Source organism: Arthrobacter sp. Sr24 (assembly GCF_054511175.1).
Genome location: NZ_JBTNDB010000036.1, coordinates 1 through 21,942, shown reverse-complemented (window position 1 = coordinate 21,942; position 21,942 = coordinate 1). Strand labels below are relative to the sequence as shown.

At 59.6% G+C, this 21,942-nt stretch carries 20 protein-coding genes; 6 read left to right on the top strand and 14 right to left on the bottom strand.

Going from position 1 to position 21,942, the window contains the following annotated elements:
• The first annotated feature begins 187 nt into the window (after nt 1-187).
• From ACX80D_RS16680 to ACX80D_RS16670, 3 genes are all read left to right on the top strand, one after another.
• Nucleotides 188-1,663: a sugar ABC transporter ATP-binding protein gene (locus tag ACX80D_RS16680; protein WP_459323989.1), complete on the top strand. Its 1,476-nt coding sequence runs from the start codon at nt 188-190 to the stop codon at nt 1,661-1,663.
• Nucleotides 1,660-2,811 carry an ABC transporter permease gene (locus ACX80D_RS16675; protein WP_459323988.1) on the top strand — a complete coding sequence of 384 codons (1,152 nt, stop codon included), beginning with the start codon at nt 1,660-1,662 and terminating at the stop codon, nt 2,809-2,811. Before ACX80D_RS16680 ends, ACX80D_RS16675 begins: the two co-directional genes overlap by 4 nt.
• 443 nt (nt 2,812-3,254) lie before the next feature.
• Nucleotides 3,255-4,109 (top strand): hypothetical protein, encoded by an 855-nt coding sequence (locus ACX80D_RS16670; protein WP_459323987.1) that lies wholly within the window; start codon nt 3,255-3,257, stop codon nt 4,107-4,109.
• Between the two features lie 137 nt (nt 4,110-4,246).
• Here the strand turns inward: ACX80D_RS16670 and xylB are convergent, their stop codons facing one another.
• From xylB to ACX80D_RS16655, 3 genes are all read right to left on the bottom strand, one after another.
• Complete coding sequence (xylB, locus tag ACX80D_RS16665; protein ID WP_459323986.1) at nt 4,247-5,722, bottom strand: xylulokinase; 1,476 nt, start codon at nt 5,720-5,722, stop codon at nt 4,247-4,249.
• A gap of 6 nt (nt 5,723-5,728) precedes the next feature.
• Entirely contained in the window at nt 5,729-6,919 is a 1,191-nt protein-coding gene (gene xylA / locus ACX80D_RS16660) for a xylose isomerase (RefSeq protein WP_459323985.1), read from the bottom strand.
• Nucleotides 6,920-7,635: 716 nt separating this feature from the next.
• Entirely contained in the window at nt 7,636-7,803 is a 168-nt protein-coding gene (locus ACX80D_RS16655; RefSeq protein WP_459323984.1) for a hypothetical protein, read from the bottom strand.
• A 264-nt stretch (nt 7,804-8,067) separates the two neighbouring features.
• Here ACX80D_RS16655 and ACX80D_RS16650 point away from each other — a divergent pair, with 264 nt between their 5' ends.
• Nucleotides 8,068-9,567 (top strand): SulP family inorganic anion transporter, encoded by a 1,500-nt coding sequence (locus tag ACX80D_RS16650; RefSeq protein ID WP_459323983.1) that lies wholly within the window; start codon nt 8,068-8,070, stop codon nt 9,565-9,567.
• 49 nt (nt 9,568-9,616) lie between these two features.
• Here ACX80D_RS16650 and ACX80D_RS16645 read toward each other — a convergent pair whose 3' ends face one another.
• The 6 genes from ACX80D_RS16645 to ACX80D_RS16620 form a co-directional block, all read right to left on the bottom strand.
• Nucleotides 9,617-10,432 carry a TspO/MBR family protein gene (locus ACX80D_RS16645; protein ID WP_459323982.1) on the bottom strand — a complete coding sequence of 272 codons (816 nt, stop codon included), beginning with the start codon at nt 10,430-10,432 and terminating at the stop codon, nt 9,617-9,619.
• 32 nt (nt 10,433-10,464) lie between these two features.
• Nucleotides 10,465-10,950, bottom strand: coding sequence for a DUF6941 family protein (locus tag ACX80D_RS16640; RefSeq protein ID WP_459323981.1), 486 nt, complete (start codon nt 10,948-10,950; stop codon nt 10,465-10,467).
• 228 nt (nt 10,951-11,178) lie between these two features.
• Nucleotides 11,179-12,021: a class II fructose-bisphosphate aldolase gene (locus ACX80D_RS16635; RefSeq protein WP_459323980.1), complete on the bottom strand. Its 843-nt coding sequence runs from the start codon at nt 12,019-12,021 to the stop codon at nt 11,179-11,181.
• An 8-nt stretch (nt 12,022-12,029) separates the two neighbouring features.
• A complete protein-coding gene (locus tag ACX80D_RS16630; protein ID WP_459323979.1) occupies nt 12,030-13,439 on the bottom strand; it encodes a GntP family transporter in 1,410 nt (469 codons plus the stop codon).
• Between the two features lie 70 nt (nt 13,440-13,509).
• Nucleotides 13,510-14,409, bottom strand: a complete 900-nt coding sequence (locus tag ACX80D_RS16625; protein ID WP_459323978.1) for an NAD(P)-dependent oxidoreductase — start codon at nt 14,407-14,409, stop codon at nt 13,510-13,512.
• 28 nt (nt 14,410-14,437) lie between these two features.
• Nucleotides 14,438-15,907 (bottom strand): four-carbon acid sugar kinase family protein, encoded by a 1,470-nt coding sequence (locus tag ACX80D_RS16620; protein WP_459323977.1) that lies wholly within the window; start codon nt 15,905-15,907, stop codon nt 14,438-14,440.
• 160 nt (nt 15,908-16,067) lie between these two features.
• Between ACX80D_RS16620 and ACX80D_RS16615 the strand changes: the two genes are divergently transcribed.
• A complete protein-coding gene (locus tag ACX80D_RS16615; RefSeq protein WP_459323976.1) occupies nt 16,068-16,766 on the top strand; it encodes a FadR/GntR family transcriptional regulator in 699 nt (232 codons plus the stop codon).
• 60 nt (nt 16,767-16,826) lie between these two features.
• Here the strand turns inward: ACX80D_RS16615 and ACX80D_RS16610 are convergent, their stop codons facing one another.
• Complete coding sequence (locus tag ACX80D_RS16610) at nt 16,827-17,000, bottom strand: hypothetical protein (protein WP_459323975.1); 174 nt, start codon at nt 16,998-17,000, stop codon at nt 16,827-16,829.
• Between ACX80D_RS16610 and ACX80D_RS16605 the strand changes: the two genes are divergently transcribed.
• Nucleotides 16,999-17,796, top strand: a complete 798-nt coding sequence (locus ACX80D_RS16605) for a dioxygenase family protein (protein WP_459323974.1) — start codon at nt 16,999-17,001, stop codon at nt 17,794-17,796. The genes ACX80D_RS16610 and ACX80D_RS16605 overlap by 2 nt on opposite strands.
• A gap of 39 nt (nt 17,797-17,835) precedes the next feature.
• Here the strand turns inward: ACX80D_RS16605 and ACX80D_RS16600 are convergent, their stop codons facing one another.
• The 4 genes from ACX80D_RS16600 to ACX80D_RS16585 all read right to left on the bottom strand — a co-directional run bounded on the left by ACX80D_RS16600 (nt 17,836) and on the right by ACX80D_RS16585 (nt 21,364).
• On the bottom strand, nt 17,836-19,056 hold the full coding sequence (locus ACX80D_RS16600) for a hypothetical protein (protein ID WP_459323973.1): 1,221 nt from the start codon (nt 19,054-19,056) through the stop codon (nt 17,836-17,838).
• A 25-nt stretch (nt 19,057-19,081) separates the two neighbouring features.
• On the bottom strand, nt 19,082-19,516 hold the full coding sequence (locus ACX80D_RS16595) for a hypothetical protein (RefSeq protein ID WP_459323972.1): 435 nt from the start codon (nt 19,514-19,516) through the stop codon (nt 19,082-19,084).
• Between the two features lie 273 nt (nt 19,517-19,789).
• Nucleotides 19,790-20,485 (bottom strand): hypothetical protein, encoded by a 696-nt coding sequence (locus ACX80D_RS16590; RefSeq protein ID WP_459323971.1) that lies wholly within the window; start codon nt 20,483-20,485, stop codon nt 19,790-19,792.
• A 93-nt stretch (nt 20,486-20,578) separates the two neighbouring features.
• Nucleotides 20,579-21,364, bottom strand: a complete 786-nt coding sequence (locus ACX80D_RS16585; protein ID WP_459323970.1) for a hypothetical protein — start codon at nt 21,362-21,364, stop codon at nt 20,579-20,581.
• Between the last annotated feature and the right edge of the window lie 578 nt (nt 21,365-21,942).

Here is a 21,942-nt window from a genome sequence, read left to right as displayed (position 1 = left end):
TTTACTAGAGATTTGTATAGAACTTTTATCGTTCTGTTATCCCTTTCGTGTTGTATTTCAACAAAATAGATTCCGGTAACTTTCAGGGAACAGTCGCAAAAAAATCGGTGCCAAATCTACTTTTTACTGTTATGTTGCCTCTATGATCAATGTTGCCCATGACGGTCCTCTGCTGAGAGTACGCTCCTTGACCAAGGGATTTTCCGGCGTCCAAGCGTTGAAGGGTGTGGACCTTGAAGTCCTTCCAGGTGAAGTCCACTGCCTCTTGGGCCAAAATGGCGCCGGTAAATCCACGCTCATCAAAACCCTTTCCGGGTCGTATCAGCCCGACAGTGGCGACATCGTCTGGCAGGGTGAGCACGTCACCATAGCCAGCCCCATGGAGGCCATTGGGATGGGCATTGCCACCATGCACCAGGAGCTGGACGTGGTGGACGGGCTCACCGTGGCGGAGAATATATTCCTCGGCCACGAACATGCCAAGGCCGGAATCATTGACCGGCGAACCAGCGTCAAGTTGGCACGAAAGCTCATGGAGCGGCTGGGACATAATAAAATTTCTGCAACCCAAGAAGTGGGTACGCTCTCCGCCGCAAACAAGCAAATTGTCAGTATGGCCAGAGCCTTATCCCATGACATCAAGCTGATCATCATGGATGAGCCGTCCGCGGTCTTGGACTCCGACGAAGTCAGTAACTTGTTTCGTGTAGTCCAGGACCTCAAGGCTTCCGGGATTGCAGTCATCTACATTTCGCACAGGTTGGAGGAGATTCGCCAGATCGGTGACCGCATCACTGTCATCAAGGACGGCCGAACCATGGCCACTAATCTTCCCGTGGAGACCACCCCAACCTCTGAATTGATCAAGTTGATGACGGGCCGGGATATCAAAAATGTGTTCCCCGAGGTTCAGGACGTGGCCCCGGATGCCGCCGTCGTTCTTGAGGTGAAGGACCTTGCCCTGTCTGGTGTCTTCTCCGGTGTTAATTTTGAGGTCCGGGCCGGTGAAGTTGTTGGGCTGGCGGGTCTCGTGGGCTCGGGCCGCTCAGAAATTCTGGAAACTGTCTATGGTGCTCGAAAGGCTTCCTCTGGCACAGTGAAAATGTCCGGAAAGCCGGTGGCGCGAGGTTCTGTGCGGGCAGCCGTGGCAGCTGGCATGGGGTTGTCCCCTGAAGAGCGCAAGAGCCAGGGCCTGATCTTGGATGAGCCAATCTACCGCAACATCACGTTGGCCAGCTTCGACCGTTGGGCCAAGGGCGGCATGGTCAACGAGAAGGCCGAGCGGGAGGTTTCGCACGAGCAGCTCGAGGCGCTGGAACTTCGTCCCGCCGAACCGGATCGGATCACCCGCACACTGTCCGGTGGAAACCAACAAAAAATACTTCTGGCGAGGTGGCTCGTGCATGGGACTGAACTGCTCCTGCTCGATGAGCCCACCCGCGGCGTTGACGTAGGCGCACGTGCCGAGATCTACGCCTTGATTCGAAAGCTTGCCGACGCCGGAAACGCCGTCGTCGTGGTCTCCAGCGAAATTGATGAGGTGCTCGGTTTATCTAACCGGGTACTGGTGATAGCTGACGGCCGTGTCATCCACACTTCCCCCGCAGCCACCCTCGACGAGCACGGCGTGCTCGACTTGGTCATGAAAGGATCCGCAGCATGAGCGAGAAGAACTTGTCCGTCGACGTCGATGAAAACAGTCCTCCGCCGCAGGATACTGGCGGGAAACGTGCTGAGATCACAAAATCCGGGAACGTTCTCTCCCGGTTCATGGGCGGCGCCGGTGTCCGCTCTATAGGCTTGGTCGTGGCACTAATCCTCTTGGCGTTGGCGGGCTATTTGACCGCCGGCGACAGGTTTGGCAGCGTTGGAAACCTCTTGGTTATTCTGCGCTATGCCGCCGTTATTGGCGTGGTCAGCATTGGCATGACCTTTGTGATTACCAGTGGTGGCATCGATCTGTCCGTCGGTTCCGTGTTGGGGCTGGCCAGTGTGGTGGCCACCCTCTCTTGGGTTCAGGCATTCGCTGCTGAAACGCATTGGATTGTCATGGTGGTGGTGGCCCTGGCTGCCGGTGTCATCGTAGGGCTGATTAACGGAATTGTGATCGCCTACGGAAATGTGGTGGCGTTCATCGCGACTCTCGCCACGTTGGTGGCAGCGCGTGGTCTGGCAGAACTCTTAGCCAACCGCACCACCCAAATTGTTGTTGTCAGCGAATTTAAGTCCGCTTTGGCCGGTAACCTGCTGGGTATTCCGGTGCTGATCTGGATCTTCGCCGTTGTGGTGGCCCTAGGCTGGTTCCTGCTCAACCGCACCACTTTTGGCCGCCGCACAGTTGCCATTGGCGGCAACTTGGAGGCAGCGCGACTGGCAGGCATCAACGTCAAGCGTCACCTCGTATACGTCTACGGACTGGCCGGGCTGACCGCCGGTATTGGTGGAGTCATCATGTTGGGCCGCACCACAGCCGGAACCTCAACCCACGGACTGCTGCTCGAGCTCGACGCCATTGCCGCAGTGGTGGTTGGTGGCACACTGCTCATTGGTGGGCGCGGCAGCATCATGGGCACCGTGTTAGGTGTGCTGCTTTTCTCCACTCTGACGAACGTGTTTACACAAAACAACATGTCCACATCGGTGCAGAACATTGTCAAGGGTGTGATCATCGTAGCGGCCGTCATGCTGCAGCAGCGTCTGGCCAACCGTACCCCGAAGAGGAAAATCGCCGAAGTGAAGGCGCCCGCGGCGACTGGGGCTGCTGGGACCGGCGCTGGGGGGTCTGGGGCTGGGGCTGGGACCACCGCGTGACCTCTCAGTATCCGCGAGTCCTCACGTCTGGCCCCCTAAATCGCTCGCAGGGGGCCAGATGTGAGGACTCGCGGTCGTTTTGAGCGTGCTGGGCGTGACGAATCCCTGAGGAGCTAACTAGGGAGCCCGTGCTCTAGGTAAACGCCCCGGTCTCGATGGATCCAGTCCGGAAAAGACAAGCTGGACAGCACGGTCCTGGAAAGTTTTTTGACAATTCACTAGGCAAAATGGACCCGTTATCCACAGATTTCTCACTTTGCCCGAATTACGGCCCAATCTCCGTCTATTTTTGGCATTAATGGGGCATGGACAGATTGAATCCGCTGCCCCGCCATCTCCAGAAGAGGCCGTTCACTCTCGAGGAAGCGCGGAGTGCAGGCATATCTCGCAAGCGAACGCGTGGGCGCGACCTGCAGACGACGAGTCGTGCACTTCGTTTCCCGGTGGCCGTCCCACCGACGCTCATGGACCGGTGCCGGGCCTACCTTGCGGTGACACCGGATGGCATCATCAGCCATGCCACCGCGGCAGTTCTCCACGGACTGTGGCTACCTTGGCGTTTCGAGGAACTTCCTTGCATCGATGTGACAAGACCGCGCAAAGAAAACGAAGCCAGACGGAGGGGCATCACGGGCCATGCCATGCGCCTCGAACCTTGGGAGGTGACGACGGTGGCTGGGATTGCCGTCACGACCGTGGAGAGAACGCTTTTGGATATTGCTCCGCAGTTGGGCATCGACGAGTTAGTGGTGCTCGCAGACCAAATTGTTTCTGAGCATCACCGCTCCTTTGGTCGGGACGTCTACCCACGCGTGGAATTAGGCCAGCTGCGCGACTACCTTACCCGGCATGCTGGTGCTCGAGGTATGAAACGGCTACGGCTAGCGATGGAACTGGCCCGAGTCGGTTCTGACTCGCCTCCTGAAACCAATCTGCGGTTGCTGATCATGCGTTCACCGTTGCCCAATTTTGACCATAACGTCGAGATCAAGGACGTGGACGGCAATGGCAAAGTGGGGCCCGACTTGGCATGTGAGGAGTACAAGACTTGTGCTGAATATGATGGTTTGCACCATTTCACTGCGGCGCAGCAGTCCAGCGATCATGATCGAGACTTTGTCACGAGGTCCTTGGGCTGGCATCAGGTCCTGATCAATAAGGACGATATGCGGGCAGGGGAAATCGTGGTCATCACCAAGATTGCCCGCATGTTGGTCGCAGGCGGCTGGGATGATCCGCAAAACCTGGCGACTCGGTCAAACAAAGGCTGGTTGAACAGCCGGACGGATTTTGGCTGATTTTCCCGCCGCGAGACCTCAGATATGGCCGCCAAAACCGCGGTTTAGGGGGCCGTGTCTGAGGTCTCGCGAGACGAAGGATGAAGCGAAGCGGGACCGAGGAAGCGCAAATGAGCAAGCGCGACCTTAGCGGCGGACTATGCTTTTCGCGCTGCTTCCTGGTAATTCGCTAAGATTTCCGGACGGAAATCGGCAGCGGGGGAGGCGATGGTCTCCAGCGGCCAGTCCGGACGTTCGCCCTGGAGCATCCACGCAGCCTGCACAGCGGCGCCACGAGCAACGTATTCACCCGGTGTGGGGATGACTACCGGGACGTCAAACACCTGACCGGCCACCACCTGAACCGCAGCATTTTGCACGGCACCGCCAATGAGCAGCAGACGTTTAGCGGCCACCCCGGTTGCCGTAATGGCTCCGAGCCCGCTAGCCAAACCGCACAGCATGCCCTCAATGGCAGCGCGGGACATGTTCTCGCGCGTGGTTGAGGAAATGCTCAGACCATGAAAACTGGCCTTGGCATGCGGCAAATTAGGGGTGCGCTCGCCTTCAAAATAAGGAACAAGTACGACCCCGTCGCTACCCGGTTGGGCGGCTAGCGCCAGTTCCGCGAACTCATCAAAGCTGACATCCAACAACGATGACACAGAGCTGAGGATCCTGGCTGCGTTCAAGGTGACGGCGATGGGCAGGTAAGCGCCAGAGGCGTCAGCGAATCCTGCAATAGTTCCGGAGGCATCACTGCTGGGCTGCTCGGCAACGGCAAATACCGTGCCGCTGGTCCCCACCGAAACCACCATGTCACCTGCTGCCGCTCCGAGCCCTAGGGCGCCGGCGGCATTATCGCCTGCGCCTGCGCCGATCCGCACAGGTTCCTCGATGGTTTGTTCAAAGAGCGACTCGTGAACCGTGCCGACTGATTCTGCTGGTCCTGCCACTCGGGGGAGGATCACCGCCGGACCGTCAGCAACGCCATTTTCCGAACCGGCTTCCCGGGCGAAACGGCCAAAGGCCGCTTCGAAAAGCTCTAGATCGTAGCTTTCCATCTGAGGAGACCAATATCCGGTGCCGCTGGCATCGGAACGGTCCGTTGTCAGTTGCTCTAGATCAGGACCCAACGGGCTTTGATCCGCAGGACCGTAACCGCGAAGCCGCCAGGTCAGCCAGTCATGAGGTAGTGCCACGGCAGCAACACGAGCAGCATTCTCGGGTTCGTTGTCACGGACCCATCGGATCTTGGTGATGGTTAGGGATGCAACCGGAACAGATCCGCAGCGCTCGGCGAGGGCAGCAGCCCCCACCTCGGTGATCAGATCGGTGGCGGACTGCGCCGAACGGGTGTCGTTCCACAGTAGGGCCGGCCGAATGATCTGCCCGGCGGAATCCAGTAAAACCATGCCGTGCTGCTGACCCGCGACGGAGATGGCAGAAACATCAGCCAGCCCACCGGCGTCGTGCATGGCGGAAAGCAAGGCCTCCCACCACAGGGACGGATGAATTTCAGTTCCGTCCGGGTGGGAGGCCTTGCCGGTGCGCACGCTTTGCCCGGTGCTGGAATCGACAACAACAACTTTGCAGCTTTGAGTCGAGGAATCGACTCCGGCAACGAGACTCATGCTGACTTACCGGGCGCCGAGGAGGTGCTCGAGGAAGAGCTGCTGGAGCTGGACGAAACCGAAGCCCTTGCCGCCGAAGTAGGCTGCGGAATCGAAGTCTTCGTAGGAGGACTTGTCAGCCAGCAACGCGTCGTAGCCTTCGCCCGGGTTGAGGGTGGGCTGGTTGATTTCGGCAACCTTGGAAGCAGTCAGAGCTGCCTGAACCACGGGATCGGCGCGGAATGCGGCAGCGCGTTCCTTCAGCAGCAGGTACATGCGCATGTTAGCGGCGGCTGAATCCCAAACACCGTTGATGTCTTCGGTGCGTGAGGGCTTGTAGTCGAAGTGGCGGGGGCCGGTGTAGGCAGGGCCGCCGTTGGGGCCACCGTTTTCTAGCAGGTCCACGAGGGAGAAGGCGTTCTGCAGATCGCCGTGGCCAAATACCAAGTCCTGATCGAACTTCACACCGCGCTGGCCATTGAGGTCAATGTGGAACAGCTTGCCCTGGTATAGCGCCTGGGCGATGCCATGGGTGAAGTTCAGTCCCGCCATCTGCTCGTGACCGGTTTCCGGGTTGATGCCCACCAGTTCCGGACGTTCCAGCGTCTCGATGAACGCCAAAGCGTGGCCGAGGGTGGGGAGCAGGATATCGCCGCGGGGTTCGTTCGGCTTGGGCTCAATGGCGAAGCGGATGTTGTAACCCTTGTCGGTGACGTAATCGCCGAGCAGGTTCACAGCCTCACGGTAGCGTTCCAACGCGCCCTGGATGTCCTTGGCCACGTCGTATTCGCTGCCTTCGCGGCCGCCCCACATGACGAAGGTTTCAGCCCCCAGCTCAGCAGCAAGATCAATGTTCTCGATGACCTTGCGGAGCGCGAATCGACGCACCTCGCGATCATTTGAGGTGAAGCCGCCATCTTTGAATACCGGGTTACTGAACAGGTTGGTGGTCACCATGGGAACCACCAAGCCGGTGGAGTCCAAGGCGCCCTTGAGGCGGTCGATCTCTGTGCGACGCTCAGCGGCAGTGGCTTCGAAGGGGAACAGATCGTCGTCGTGGAACGACAGACCGTAGGCGCCCAAATCGCTGAGCTTGTTGACGGCCTCTACAGTGTCCAGCTGCGGCCGCGTTGCCGAGCCAAACTGATCCTGTGCATTCCAGCCAATGGTCCAAAGACCAAAGGAAAATTTGTCTTCGCGGGTGGGCTCGAGAGCCATGGGATGCCTCCAATGTAGTGGTACAGAGCTTTAATAAGTTCTGATCTCAAACATATTAGCTATTTGCAGTGAGGTCAATGACCTGTGGAAAGAATATTCGTGGCGTGTTGAGTGCGAAATGTATGTTGCTCAAAAGGATAGTCTGCCGATCCTGCTGTTCTCGCGAGTGGATTTAATTTGTGGGGTCTTGCGCTAAAAGGGCCTCCGTGGCCGTCGTGTGGCGCGTTATTGGACCTGTTGGAAGTTTTTAGCTGGCCATTCCGGCAGTGCATTTGGCTACTGCTGAGCCTCTACTAAAGGGGTTCACTTCCTGGGTTGGCGGCACTTTGGCGGCACCTCGCGTGCGAGTATCTCAGGCTCCTCGCGCGCGAAGAACGTAACGTTGCTGGCGGCTAGACCTTTTGGATAGGACTTCTAATTGCGGCGCAACAAGGGCAGTGAGCTGCTGTCCATTGGCTTGAGCAAGGGGAAGGCCGTCGGTGCGCACTAGTAGCCACGGTAGAAAATGCCAGATGGAGCTGGGCGTGCCGGCCATGAGCAGGTTGAGGGCCAGGGCTGCGCAGATGGCTAGCGCCACTGCCCGAGCACGCGGGTGGGGGCCGAATAGACGGACACGGTGCGCGGGGCGGCGGAGGCTGATTCCATGATCCTTCAAAGATGCCAGAGTTTGCCTGGGCCCAGAACCTGCGGGCTGGCGGGCGGTCTAGTCGGGCGGCCTAGAGTCGATCAGTCTCGGTTTCGGACTCGGCTTCTATGGAGGCCGCATGTTCGTTGATCTCTTCAATGTCCGGAGTCACCAGTTCCGAATAGAGTTCACCCAGGGCATCCGGGGCGGCATTTTCATGAATCAGGTCTTTGTCGTCAAAATCTGAATGTGTGCTCATAAATTCACTTTAGCCGCGGGGATGTCACGTTGCTAGAGGCCGTGGGAGGTCAGGGCTCCACCAAAGTTTCAGTTGTGCGTTAAAGTAGAGAAGCCCGGAAGTCAGCCCATGCTTCGAGCGCGCAAAAGAGAAACCAAGACACACCCGAGTCGCCGAACCGCCCCTGCGAGGCAACCGCGGCTCACCCCGGGCAGGGATCAAAGTCCGTTCCGCACCGCGAACGGAGCCGCAATCCACCCAACCGAACGTGAAGAGGACCCACCCATGGCCGTCAAGCCGCCAACGGCCACACTAACCCCAGAACAATTGCAATCGGTGTGGGGAACGCTCAAGTCCCCGCGCCGGCTGAAGACGGAACTACTCGGCGGGCTGGTTGTTGGCCTGGCGCTGATCCCGGAAGCCATCGCCTTCTCCGTGATCGCCGGAGTGGATCCCAGAATTGGGCTGTTCGCCGCGTTCACCATGGCGGTGACCATCGCCTTTACCGGTGGACGGCCCGCCATGATTTCCGCGGCCACGGGTGCGGTGGCGCTGGTGATCGCACCCTTGGTGAAAAGTCACGGCGTGGATTACCTCATTGCTGCGGTCATCCTGGCAGGGGTCATTCAAATCATTCTGGCGGTGTCCGGCGTCGCGAAATTGATGCGGTTCATTCCACGGTCAGTCATGGTGGGCTTCGTGAATGCGCTGGCTATTCTGGTGTTTCTCGCCCAGCTGCCCGAGCTCATTGGTGTCCCGTGGCTGGTCTACCCGCTGGTGGCGGTGGCGCTGGTGATCATGTTCGTGTTGCCACGGTTCACCCAGGCGGTGCCCGCGCCGTTGGTGGCGATTGTGGTGCTGACGCTGGTCACGGTGCTGGCAGCCATTGCTGTTCCGACGGTGGGGGACAAGGGGCAACTGCCGGATTCGCTGCCCATGGTGTTCGTCCCGAACGTGCCGCTCACCTTCGAGATGCTGCAGACAATTTTCCCGTTCGCCTTGGCGATGGCCTTCGTGGGGCTGCTGGAATCCCTCATGACAGCGAAGCTCGTGGATGACATCACCGACACCCGATCCAACAAAACCCGCGAAGCATGGGGCCAAGGCGTGGCCAACATTGTGACCGGTTTCTTCGGCGGCATGGGCGGTTGCGCCATGATTGGCCAGACCATGATCAACGTGAAAGCCTCCGGCGCCCGCACCCGCATTTCCACGTTTTTCGCGGGCGTGTTCTTGTTGCTCCTGGTGGTGGTGCTGGGCGATATCGTCTCGCTGATCCCCATGGCCGCACTGGTCGCCGTCATGATCTTCGTCTGCTGGGCCACGTTCGATTGGCACAGCATCCGCCTCCGCACTTTGAAAACTCTGCCCAAGAGCGAAACCTTCGTCATGGTCGCCACGGTCATCGCCACAGTCTCCACCGACAACCTGGCCATTGGTGTTGGCACCGGCACCGTCCTGGCCATGGTCATGTTCGCCCGCCGTGTGGCCCACTTTGTCACGGTCACGCGTGTGGAAAGCGAAGGCAGCGTCACGTATGTGGTCAACGGCGAGCTCTTCTTCGCGTCCTCCAACGATCTCTACACGCAGTTCGAGTACGCCCTTGATCCTGCGCGCGTCATCATCGACATGAGCGATTCGCACCTTTGGGACGCCTCCACCAGCGCCACCCTGGACGCCATCACCGGCAAGTATCGCCGCCACGGCAAGGACGTGGAAATCGTGGGCATGAACGACGCCAGCATGCAGATGCGCCAGCGCCTTGCAGGCAAACTCGGCGGCTAAGTTCCCAGCAGCAGGGGCCGCCTGGCCCGAAAGGGAAGTACGACGGCGCTCACCTCACCCGAGTGCCGGGTGCGTTGTTGGTCGCCACACGTAACCGGATGATCACGGTGACAACAACCACCACGATGGCTCCCACCATCGCCGCTATGGCCGCAGGCGTGGACAGCAGCTCACCGTTGAAACGGGCAAAGGCAACCCACGCTAGGCCCCAGCTCAATGATGCGGCCGGAGCCAAACGGCCCTTGCCATACATCGCCAGAGCAATTCCCACGGCAGCGGCGACTGCTAGAACAAACACGGCCCAGGCGTTGGGGTTCACACCGAAGCCGTTGAAGCCGGCCGCCACGAGGACAGCGGAAATATTCGCTGCCGTGGCCACACAGACCCAGCCCAAGTACAGGCCCATGGTGCCATCGGTGATGATGGCGTCCACAGTGTTGGTAGGCCGGTGGCGAAGGATCAGGACAAACATGTAGGCCAGAACAGCGAGCAGGATGACAATGATCGGCACGCTGAGCGGCAATAGATCAAATTGAACGCTGAGGATCCATGCGGCGTTTAACAGTAGGGACGCCGCTACGGGATAGCCCACTAAGCGGTGCCGCTGCTCGGTTTTTTGTTGGGGTAGAAACTGCCAGACGGCGTAGGCCACGAGTCCCAAATAGATGACGCTCCAAATGGTGAAGGCGGGCCCGCCCGGTGCAATGAGTGTTGAATCCGCTGAGAGTGCTCCATTAGAAGCGTTCTGGATTTGAGTTCCGCCGGCAGCTCCGGAGCCAATGAATGAGCCGATGATAGCTGCCACCGCGCTGACGGCAACTACTACTTGGCGCAGGGTGTCGTTAGGGGCTGGTTTGTGATTCATATTTCCACCCTAGCTGCCGGGTGAAGTCTGTGTCATGGGATTGGAGCGGCGCCCGGCACAAAGAATGTGCTGGCGGTTAGACGCGATCCGTCTAATAACACCACCCATTCATACGTGGCGCTCGGGGGCAACGGGAGCCCACCGGGAAAGTTCAGCACAATGTTCGATGTCCCCGGAAACCCCATAGGTGGTTGCTGCAGCTCAGGTCTGTCGGTGTGGCGGAAATCCACGTCTTGTTTGAACGCCATAGTGTTGCCGCCGTCGGGCCCGGCAAGGGTGACCGGCTGCCCATCGGCATCTATCAGCAGCACCTCCACAACGGCTGAGGTCTCCTCAAACAGGGGAATTGTGACAGTAATATTCACGTACACGGCGAACGGCGCGGTCAGCCCGGACTCCGGATCAGAACCCAGAAACTGGATCCCGCCACCAATGATATTGACCTTGCCCGCGGCGTCGACGTTCACGAAATCGGCGATCAGCACCGTGCCACTGCCACTGCTTGAACTCATTGTCATGCGAAATTCTCCAAAGTTCTCAGTGCCGGGTTCTTCCCTAACCATAGGCGCTGCGGCGCGGTGACTGATGATCACTCGCCGCCCATGAAGTACTCCTAGGACGTACGACGCCGGGCACGCACCGCCGGCGCCTGACTCACCGCCGGTGCGGGTACGCCAGAGGGCACTCGGCTGAGGATTACAGTCAGCCGAGCGCCCCTTTGGTGGACCTCCGAGAGTCTAGGGACTCTAGTGGCCGTTCAGGGTGTGCAAAGTGGTGTCCGTAAACTCGCGGACAGTTTCCTGCCAACGGTCAAGGAGCCCCAGCAGATTCTCCCCGTTGGCCCGGTTGGTGCTGGTTTCGTTCTCGAGCAGGCGCAGAACTCCTGTGCGCAGCTCGGTATTGAAGTTCACCTTGCCGATTCCGGCTGCAGGAGCCTTGGCCAGATCGTCCACAGGGATGCCGGAGGCGCCATGCAGAACCAGGGGGATGGGGGACACTGCCGCTATGGCGTCCAGCAGATCCCAATGCAGCTTCGGTTCCCCAGCGTATTTTCCGTGGACATTGCCGACGGCTACCGCCAACAAACTGGCACCGGTTCGGGCCACGAAGTCGGCCACCTGGCTGGCATCGGTCAGCCCAGCAGCTTCCAAGGCGAAGGCCTGGTCCTCGTTGCCGGCAAGGCCGCCGAGCTCTGCTTCCACCACGATTTCTGGATCAGCAACAGCCTTCTGCACAGCCTGGACGAAGGCAATATTGTCTTCGAAATCCAGAGCTGATCCGTCCGCCAGTACCGAATCCGCCCCAGCTGCAATGCCGGCCACGATCGCCTCTATGCTGGTGGCGTGGTCAAGCTGCACTGCCACCGGCACGCTCGCGTCATCGGCCAGTCCCCGCAGGGCTGTAATGAAACGCGGCCCGGACGGTGCCGTGGCGGTTTTGGGTGCCACCAGCAAGATCACACCGCGTTCCGCTGCTTCGGCGGCTTCCACCACGGCCAGCGCGGTAGTGAAGTCATAGCAGGTGAACGCCGGCACTGCTGCGCCGTCGAGCAGCGCACTGTTGACCAAGATATCCAAGCGAGTTCTCATGATGTTCCCTAACCTCCCACCAGAAGCCATACGGCAGATGTCAGGATGAATCCGGCCAGGCCCAGCACTGTGGTCAGGACCGTCCACGTTCGCAACCCATCGGCCACGGACAGGCCCAGGTATCTGGTCACGATCCAGAAACCGGAGTCATTGACGTGGCTCAGGCCCAAGGCGCCGAAGCCGATGGCCACCAAGATCAGGGCGGTCTGCACAGGTGAGTACCCGCCGTCGGCCACGGATGCAGCCAGGAGGCCTGCCGTGGTGATGATGGCAACGGTTGCCGAACCCTGCGACGCCCGCAGAATCGCCGCGAGGATGAAGGCCATGAGGATCAGTGGCAGGCCTGCGGCTTGCAAGCTTTCGGCCAGTGCGGTGCCGATGCCGGAAACGGTGAGGACCTTGCCGAAGACACCACCGGCGCCGGTGACCAAGATGACGATCGCGGTGGGCGCCAATGCTGAATCCATGATTTCGCCAGTGTGCTGTGAGGACCAGCCGCGGCGGATGCCGAGGAAGTAGTACGCCAGGGCCAAGGCCGTCAGAAGGGCAATCAGTGGCGCGCCGATAAAGCCAGCGAGCTGGGCTGAGAATGAATCCTTGGGCAGGATCACTGCACCAACGGTGCCCACCATTATCATCAAGATGGGAAGAACGATTAAGCTGATGATCATGGCCGGGCTAGGCGGGGCCTGGACCTCAGTTTTGACGGTTCCGGTAGAGGAGCCTTGAGCGGCTTCCTGCTCAACCTGGGAGGTACCGGTTCCAAAGAGTTTGAACTGTTTGGCCGTCTCGGGAAGCATGGTGAATTCGCGCCGGTTGAGCCAGCGGGCCACGAAGAAGCCCAAAACGCCCACCGGTATACACAGTAAGAGGCCAATGATGGTGGTCCAGCCGATGTCCGCACCGAGGATCCCGGCACCGCCAACTACCCCGGGGTGCGGGGGAACAACCACATGGATGGCGAGCATGATGGCAGCAACAGGCAGACCGATCTTGACCGGGTTGACGCCTGCCGCCTTGGCGAAGCCGTAGATGATGGGGATCAAGATGATGAATCCCACGTCGAAGAAGACGGGGATGGCCAGCAGGAAAGCGGCCGAGGTGAGGGCCGCGATGACGCGGCGCGGACCCAGCAGTTGGGTGAATTTGCCGGCGAGGGCCTGGGCTCCGCCGGAGATTTCAATCATCTTCCCCAGCATGGCGCCAAGGCCAACCAGAATGGCCACGGATCCCAAGGTTCCGCCCATGCCCTCGGTGACGGTTTTGACAACATCGGGCAGTGGAATACCGGCAACCAGTGCCACCAGGACACTGACGACTAACAGTGCGAGGAAGGCCGGGATTTTGAATTTGATGACCGCTAGTAGCAACAGGAGTACCCCTGCTGCTGCTATGGCCAGAAGAGCTATGGCGCTCATTAAGTGTCTCCTTTGACGCCGCTAGGGATGCCTAGCGGAGGGGCTTGTTGGGTGTTGCTGACTTACTGAGTTACTGGGTGCGTTGGGTGGGGGCTAAAACCTTGATGACAGCGGAATCATCTGCTGCTGCGAGCCCTTGTGCCTGGCCCAGCAGGAAGAGCTGTTCGGCGGCTGCCGCCACAGGGGCGGCCATTCCGGCGGTGCGTGCGGCTTTGCCCACGATCCCCATGTCCTTGACGAAGATGTCCAGACGGCTCAGTACCTCTGCGCCTTCTTCGCTATAAGCCTCAAGGATGCGCGGACCGCGGTTGGAGAGCATGAAGGAGCCGGCAGCGCCAGCCTCGAGTGCAGCCAAGGTTTTGGCCTTGTCCAGTCCCATGGCGTCTGCCAAGGCGAGGGCTTCGGCGGCTGCGGCAATGTGCACACCGCACAGGAGCTGGTTGACGGTCTTCAGTGCCTGACCGTCGCCGGGCTTCTCGCCCACAATGGACAACGTAGAAGCGAGCAGCTCCAGCACCGGCGCGGCCTGCTGCTGTGCTTGGGCAGTGGCGCCAACCACGATCAAGAGATCGCCCTCGCCAGCGCGGACCGGTCCGCCGGAGAGGGGTGCATCAACTAGTTCGACGTCGTATTCGGAAAGTCGCGCTACGGTTTCCGGGATGGCTTCGGTGCCAACGGTGCTGGTGAGGATGACTACCGAGCCCTTAGCCAGGACAGAAGCGACGCCGTTTTCGCCGAAGAGGACCTCGTTGAGTTGCTCGCCGTTGCGCACGGCGAGCAGCAGTGCGTCGGCGCCCTTAGCTGCGGCCTGTGCAGAATCGAAAGTGTTAATTCCGGCTTCTTGGGCCAGCTTCAGGCGGGGCTCGGCAATATCGAAGCCGTTGACGGTGAGCTTGGATGCCAGGCGGGTGGCCATGGGCAGTCCCATGGCGCCTAGGCCTAGGACGGTGACGGTGTAATTGCTGTTCATGTTGTTCTCCTTGAGAAAAATGTGGGGGTTAGAACGTGTCGCTGAGTTTGCGGGTGACCTCGGCTAGGGATTGATCGTTACCTACGTTGCCGGCGAAGACAATGTAGGGAATGCCTGCGGCCGGGCCATCAACTGGTTCCCAGAGCGAAACAATGCCCGGGAGCATGGGGCCGCGGACAATCGCGTGGCGAATCTCCAAGCCGTGTGCGGCCACGTCAGAGGAGGTGATGCCGCCCTTGGCGATGACGAAGCGTGGGGGAGTTGCCTTGAGCGTCTGGTTGACCACATCGACGACGGCGGCTGAGACGGTGCGGGCGATCTTCAGGCTCGCTGCGGGATCGTCGGTCTTGATGAGCAGGCGGCTGGTGTGGACAATGACGTCTCCCGTTGCCAGCGCGGCCACAATGTCGCTGACGACGCCGGAGATGTGGGTGGCGCCGTCGTCGGCCAGTAGTTTTTCCACGTCAATCTCAACGATGCGTGCCGAACTGTGGGCGTCGGTGAGGGCTTTGAGCTGGCGGGTAGTGACACCCACATGGGAACCAACTACTATCAGCCCGCCGCGCGCCGTACCCACGGGAATGGTGCGCCCGGCGTGGAAGATTTCTGCGCTGGTGAGTGGCTCGCGGATTTCCTGGCCAATGCGGGCGCGGACAAAGGGCGGGCCCACGCGGTAGATGAAGGCCTTGCCGCGGCGCTCGGACTCTTCTAGACCCAGAGCCAGGATGCGCAGATCATTTTCGCTCACCACGTCCACAATGATCGGGGTTGAATCGGTGGCGTTCTCGAGAGCGTCGGCGATGGCAGTGGCGCCTGCTTCTGGGGTGCCGCGGCGGATGAGGTTCAGATCAAGGGTGATGACGCGGGACGCGGGAATCCGGCCACCGGACTTCTCCTCCACGTAGTCCGCGAGTGCGGAGTGAGTGAAGCCGAAACTGGCATCTTTGGCGAATTCGGTCTCGGCGACGGGGATGAGTGTGCCGTTCTCGCCACGGGTGTAGTGAACTCCGCCCACGGTGATGCGCCCGGCGTCGGGGAACGCCGGGACAATGACCACGCCGTCCACAGCGCCGGCATTTTCAGAGAGCAGAGTTGCCGCAATGGTGTCTGGTTCGAGGGGGAAGTGTCCGCGAAGGGTTGAATCGCTGCGGCTGACGAAGCCCACTTCGAGTCCAGCGGCGCGGGCGGCGGCCAGTGCGTTCACCACGATTTCGCGGTTCCGTGCCGCTGCTTCAGCGGGGTCCAGGCTGCGGGTGTTGGTCAGTACGTACACAGCCTTGGCTGGCGCGCCATCGATTCGGTGGGCAAAGACCCAATCGAAGTCCGCAACATCCCAGCGGGTGAGGACCGGTAGCCCGGCCACGGACTGCGTTCCTGTGGGATCGTCGTCGAGCACAATCAGGACTCGAGTTGATGCCGACATCTTCTGGGACACCAGAGTGGCGGGCACGCTAACCTCATCCGGGTACCCAGCCAACAGCTCGGATTCAAGGACCATTTCTTCACACCTCTTTGTGGGGAACATATTTGTAAGATGTCTGACATCTAGCATTTGAATGTTATTGTGGCATACAACACGTGGGCCGCGCAAGCCGCTACGGACGCTGCAGTAAAGAGGCCCTAAACTGTAGGTTCACAAGGGCCTAGGAAGGGCAGATATGGCGCGCAAGTCATTGACCGACATCGTGGCTGATGATTTGCTGGACCGAATCGTCGCCGGTGAGTTCGCCCCCGATTCTGTGGTGCCTGGTGAGTTGGAGCTGAGCTCCCAGCATGAGGTGAGCCGGATGACGGTTCGCGAGGCCATGAAAACATTGGTGGCTCAGCGTATTCTCCGCGTTGAACGAGGGCGCGGCACGTTCGTAAATCCGTTGAGTAGCTGGGGTTCACTGAACGCAGTGCTGCGGGCCGTTTCAGAAGGTGAGGACGACGCCGTGGTGGCCGTCCAGCTCATCGAGCTACGGCGCATGCTGGAGACCGGTGCCTGCGAGCTGGCTGCCTCGCGCATCGCCGATGAGGACCTGGCGAGCATGGCAGAGCGGATTCAGCAGATGAAGGAAGCTCATGCAGCCGGGGAGGTGGCCGCATTTGTCGAAGCGGACTTAGCCTTTCACGACACCATCTTGCGCGCCTCAGGGAACATTTTTGTCTCCGTGCTCTTCGAACCGCTCCATCGCATCTTGGAAAAACGCCGCGCCGAAACGTCCCGCGTGCCGCAGATCCAGGCCAACGCCATTGCCATGCACGAGGCCATCTTGGAAGCGCTCGCCGTCCGCGAGCCCGAGCTGGCCCGGGTCGCCATGGATAATCACATGAGTCAGACCCTGGATGATTTGAAGAGCTACGTGCTGCGCTAGAGCTTTCCCGAAGGATTGTCTGCCACGCGGTTCTGGTAGTGGCGGTCGGACTTTGACCCGTCAGGTGCTGCGATTAGCTCGGTGGCTGGGTCTTGGTTCAATATTTGATAGGTAGCCATCAGCCATGGTGGCCTTGCCCGCCGCATCAATATTGACGTCATCGGCCATGGGCACAGTACCGCAGCTTAGCTTTTTGCTTGAAGCATCAACTAAATGCGGGTATGCTTGTTTCATGACCACTTCAACTGAGCGTCCTCCGGTACTCTTCCTCTCCCACGGTGCGCCCCCGCTCGCTGACGATGCCACCTGGACGGCAGAGCTGGCGGCATGGTCGGGGACGATGGAAAAGCCCAAGGACATCCTAATGGTGTCCGCACACTGGGAGAACGCGCCGGTGACGTTGAGCGCCACCCGCAACAAGCAGGAGCTAGTCTACGACTTTTGGGGATTCCCGCAGCGTTACTACGACGTGCGCTATGACGCGCCGATGGCGCCCGACCTTGCCGACGAAGTGGCCCGCCTAGCCGGCACACACGGCCACCACGTGGAGCGTGACGAGTCACGCGGTCTGGACCATGGCGCCTACGTGCCGCTGAAGGAAATGTTCCCCGACGCCGATGTCCCGGTGGTGCAGATGTCTATGCCCACTCTGGATCCTCAGGGTCTGTTTGCCCTCGGGCAGTCGCTGGCGCCGTTGCGTGAGCGCGGCACCATGATCGTTGGCTCCGGCTTCACCACGCACAACCTGCGCTGGTTCAACCCGGCAGCAGGGCCGGACACGGCCCCGCCGGCAGCCTCAAGTGAATTCGACCATTGGGCCGAAGAGGCCATGGCCCGCGGCGACGTGGATTCAATCTTGGACTTCCTCCATAAGGCCCCCGCCGCACGTGAGGCGCACCCTCGCTCGGAACACTGGGCGCCGCTCTACGTGGCACTCGGCGCTGCTTACGAATCCGGGGGGATCGAGGCCAAAACCGCCATTGACGGTTTCTGGTTCGGACTCTCGAAGCGCTCCTGGACGCTTACCTAAGCAAGGTGCGGGCTGTGGCCTGCAGCGCGTACCCGCGGTTCATGCGGGGCGGTGCCCGGCGGCCCTGTATGCAACCACAACTTGCGGGTACCCGGGAATCTCCAGCCGCCGTTGCTGGAAGTCGGAGAGACGGACAAGGGTTATGCCGTCCCAGCCTTCGTCACGGGTGTTACCGCCAGCAATGGCGGCCCAATCGTCCCCGTCCGAGTCGGTCCAAGCGGCTACGGTCTCGTGCGGCACATCAAGTGGGGCAATCCGTTCCTCGGCGGTGTCCAAGTCCAGCACGGAAAGGTTCGGAACTCCGTCGGCATTGCCAAACGAGCCCGTTCCCACGGTCAGTAAGAGTTTCCCCGACAACGCCGTCCCATGGGCGTGTGAGTTCGCAGCACTCGCAAGCGTCGTCGTGGCACCCGTATGTGGGTCAAGCCGAACCACCACTTTGCCCTGGACCGGCAGCAGAATTGTCCCGTCCTCATCTACCGCTGCGTAATGGATTTTCTCCCACGAGGCTAGGCCACCCTCCGTGCCGAAAGGTGCGATCTCGTGGGTTGTGGCTTGCAGCGTCGCGGTGTTCACCACGGTGACGGTGAAACTGTCGTGGTCGATCGTCGCCACCCATGAACCATCCGGAGCAACAACTACATCGAACGGCCGCCACCCCACCCGCACCGAATCCGTGAAAACTCCCCTCTGAATGTCAAACACTTCGAGGAAACACGTTTCAGTATCCAAACTGACGGCAACGTAAACGGCTGATCCGTCGGGTGCAACCGCCAAGCCCAGCCCACCCGGACGGTACTCTCCCTGAAGAATTTCTGGGGCGGGGTGCCGGTACGGCACCAAGGAGCGGCGGGTGAACGTCGCCAAATCCACAACCGCCAAGCCCGCCGCGGTCGCCACATAAGCAGCCTGGGTGGGGGAGTGGACACCGATTCCCCACGGTGCCGCACCGACAGTGAGGAACTCAACCGTGCCAGGATCATCTTTCGACGGATCGATTCGCGCAATTTTGTCCGTGTGAGCCAGTGTCGCCAGCAGGAAGCTCGACGCCGGCCCATCAGCAGGTGCCGATGTTTCAATGGATGCCGGGGCAGTTGCGCTCGCAGATGGGTGCGGTGAGGAGCTCGTCGTCGGCCGAGGGGTCGCAGTGCTTTCAGCCGGGGTGCAGCCGGCCAACGCCAGACCCGCGATTCCGGCCAAGCCCAGCACGGCACGGCGGGCAACAAATTGGGCGGGCTCCCTCTCATTTCTGGTATCCAATGGGACCTCAGCTGGTAGTCAAGATTCAAGCAGAAATGTCGAGCTGGCTGTTCTCCAGAAACTCCACGCGCTGGCTCAAGATATCAAGCGCCGCTCCCAGCGAAACAAGTGTTGGCTTTGACTTCTTTGCTGGCTTGGAAGCCACGCTGCCAATAATGTCGGTTACGGTTGGCAAGCCGCCCACCAAACGGACGTATGCCCGAACCCGTGCGGTGACAGTATCCATATGCCAGAGCGTTTGCGTGTAGGGCTGACCGGCGGCGTTCAGTTTCTCCACAGTCATAACCAGGCTGGCTTCCTTGGCGGCGTCTGTGGGCTCTTTATCCATACGAAGACCGATCAATAAAAGGCAGTGCCCCATCTGGATCGAGGACCAGCCGAAATCCAGACCAAGTTCCGTCTGGGTCGCCCAGGCTTTCGCGTCATCGGCATCAATGGGTTCGAGGAGATGTGAAGTCATGCTCTTTACAGTATTCGGTCCACGCTGCCGCGGCGCTCATTGTTCCGAGTCTATTCCGAAGAAGGAAAATCGCGATTCCGGCCAGTAAGGAGATGATATTTTCAGGTCGAGACGCGGTGCGCTTGCGCAGAACCCGTTCTCAATGGCAGCAAAATTTCAGTGGTAGATCGGCGGGCAACTATGTGGCTGGTATCTACCGGTGTCAGCATCTGATTTGTCATGGGAAAGACAGTTTTGCTAACTACCGTTGCCGCATGGGTTTAGGTGTGTGGTCTACAGGATCGTTTTCACAGATAAGGCGCGTAGCCAGCCGTCTGTGGTTTCATCATTTATAGTGGCCTCGCCGCTTTCCACAACCATCTGAACTTTTGTACCGTCGTGCCACTCGGATGCGTCAGACTTGTCAACGAACACCATCAGGTCATCAGCTCCGCCGTGGGCCTTTAGCAAGACGGTGAACTCGCCGGTCGCACCTGTCATCCAAAGGTCCGGCATGACGAGTTCGCCAGTCAATTGAAACTGGTCCCCGGTCTTAATGCCGCCCAGCTTGGCGGAGTTGAGCCTGTCAAGTAACTCATCAACCGTGATGTTTGTGACCACCGGAGCAGCAATTTCTGGCTCGGCTGAAGGTGTTGCTGATGGCGTGACTACTTCAGTGGCCACGACTTCGGTTGGAGTTTGAGTCGGAACAGGCTCCGCAGCCTTACTTAAGTTATCTCCGCCCCCGAGCGTACTGATGATGACTATGACGATGATTAGGAGTGCGAAAATCCCCCCGACGATGCTGATTATTTTCCACGGGATCTGTGGTTTCGTGCGCCGGAAGTTTAGCTCCGAGCGCACAGTCCCCTGGGTCTGAGAGACGAATTCCCAGCCCTCTTTCTCTAGCTTGGCTATGGTTCTGGACTCCATACCGCGAATCGCCTTCACGGACCTTGTCTCATACTTCACTTCAGTTGTTGTTGCCATGTTGTCCCCCGTTGGTACCCAAATAAAACACTCCTCGAATCTTAGAGTGTCTGAACGTTGCTACCAATTCACGACTTGTCACAGCACACGGCGTCATGTTGTGGGGCCACAGTCCATTTCCGATGGAAACTGAATTACTGCCAACAGCGCCTTTTCTGGCGCAATATTGACATCCTTGAAGAAAATCTCCGAGCCGCTGTGCGAGCCACTGTAATAGAGATCCGGATGCTGGACCAGAAGCCACATGCCAAAGTGTTTCTCGTCGAAGTGGATAACCGCAGGTAGTCGCTGGGCCTGATGAGAAGGCTCGTTGAACACCTGCCGTAATAACTTAGTTTGGGTTTCAGGACTGCGCCCGCAACAACGTGAGATCCAGCTGGTTTCAACGGCCTTCACGCAGTTACTTCGAGTCGCCAACAACCACGAGCAGCGTCCTCGCCCGTGACAACCCCACATACAGCCGCTCGGCAGGTTGGTCCGTGTTGCGGAACCCGTCAACCCACAGGATGACCACGGATCGTTCAAGGCCCTTGAAACCCAGGACCTGCCCGTAGAACTCGCTCTCGTAGGCATGGAATTCGCGCCAATACTGGTCAGGGTGTCCGACTCGAAGAAGCCCTGGTGAATCGGATGGCGGGTTTTGGTGGTCAGCAGTGCAATTTGGTCAGTGGCCCAGCCTTCGGAAATGAGGGAGTCGACGCTGTCGCTGGCCACGTCAATGGCCTCCTCCGGAGAGTATTCCACCCGGCGTACAGCCAGTCCCGTGCTGCCACGAGGTGTGAATTTTTCCCCGGCAAAACTCTTGAATGTCTCGGCAATCCTCTTTGTATTGCGCAGATTGTCATCGACATGGATCGTCACCAGATCCTGCAGCGCCACCGCTGCATCCCAACGTTTGTATACGTCCTGACTGTCGTCTATGTACGCGTGTATCTCCGACGCATCCGGGGCCTTCAGTCAGTTCAGGAGCGCGTCCCACTCACTTGGCATGAAGTCTTGGGCCTCATCCACGATGATCGCGTCGAACCTCTTGGCTTCAGGCAACCCCGCGGCCAGCTCCTGCAGCAGCAGGGGCATTTCAACGTCGAAATATTCCTGTCCAACACCTTAAAGAACGCCGAGCAATAGCACGTATTCATGAAACTCGCGGTTGAATGCAGGCCTCGCGCTTCGCCACCTTGAGACTTGGTTGGACAAATACATGCCGAGTCCCTAGTTGTAGAAAAACAGCTCCACGTTCTTGCCGGACTTGCAGAGTTCTCGGAACTTTTGCGCGGCGAGTCAGGACTTGCCGCTCGGTCAGGCGGTCTTGGAGGTCCAGGGCTCTTGACATGGTGAGGTAATTGATGTGGGGTCAGTCGCTGTTTTTGATTTTGTAGCGCAGGATCAGGGTGGTGCCGGGGTAACAGGTTTTCGTGGCGGTGAGGTGTTCGCACAGCTTGGCGGCTGCCATCGTT

Coding starts and splice junctions, on each gene's coding strand:
- ACX80D_RS16675 (WP_459323988.1), top strand. CDS start 1,660: ATGAGCGAGAAGAACTTGTCCGTCGACGTCGATGAAAACAGTCCTCCG.
- xylB (WP_459323986.1), bottom strand. CDS start 5,722: ATGAGTCTCGTTGCCGGAGTCGATTCCTCGACTCAAAGCTGCAAAGTT.
- xylA (WP_459323985.1), bottom strand. CDS start 6,919: ATGGCTCTCGAGCCCACCCGCGAAGACAAATTTTCCTTTGGTCTTTGG.
- ACX80D_RS16655 (WP_459323984.1), bottom strand. CDS start 7,803: ATGAGCACACATTCAGATTTTGACGACAAAGACCTGATTCATGAAAAT.
- ACX80D_RS16650 (WP_459323983.1), top strand. CDS start 8,068: ATGGCCGTCAAGCCGCCAACGGCCACACTAACCCCAGAACAATTGCAA.
- ACX80D_RS16645 (WP_459323982.1), bottom strand. CDS start 10,432: ATGAATCACAAACCAGCCCCTAACGACACCCTGCGCCAAGTAGTAGTT.
- ACX80D_RS16640 (WP_459323981.1), bottom strand. CDS start 10,950: ATGACAATGAGTTCAAGCAGTGGCAGTGGCACGGTGCTGATCGCCGAT.
- ACX80D_RS16635 (WP_459323980.1), bottom strand. CDS start 12,021: ATGAGAACTCGCTTGGATATCTTGGTCAACAGTGCGCTGCTCGACGGC.
- ACX80D_RS16630 (WP_459323979.1), bottom strand. CDS start 13,439: ATGAGCGCCATAGCTCTTCTGGCCATAGCAGCAGCAGGGGTACTCCTG.
- ACX80D_RS16625 (WP_459323978.1), bottom strand. CDS start 14,409: ATGAACAGCAATTACACCGTCACCGTCCTAGGCCTAGGCGCCATGGGA.
- ACX80D_RS16620 (WP_459323977.1), bottom strand. CDS start 15,907: ATGGTCCTTGAATCCGAGCTGTTGGCTGGGTACCCGGATGAGGTTAGC.
- ACX80D_RS16615 (WP_459323976.1), top strand. CDS start 16,068: ATGGCGCGCAAGTCATTGACCGACATCGTGGCTGATGATTTGCTGGAC.
- ACX80D_RS16605 (WP_459323974.1), top strand. CDS start 16,999: ATGACCACTTCAACTGAGCGTCCTCCGGTACTCTTCCTCTCCCACGGT.
- ACX80D_RS16610 (WP_459323975.1), bottom strand. CDS start 17,000: ATGAAACAAGCATACCCGCATTTAGTTGATGCTTCAAGCAAAAAGCTA.
- ACX80D_RS16595 (WP_459323972.1), bottom strand. CDS start 19,516: ATGACTTCACATCTCCTCGAACCCATTGATGCCGATGACGCGAAAGCC.
- ACX80D_RS16590 (WP_459323971.1), bottom strand. CDS start 20,485: ATGGCAACAACAACTGAAGTGAAGTATGAGACAAGGTCCGTGAAGGCG.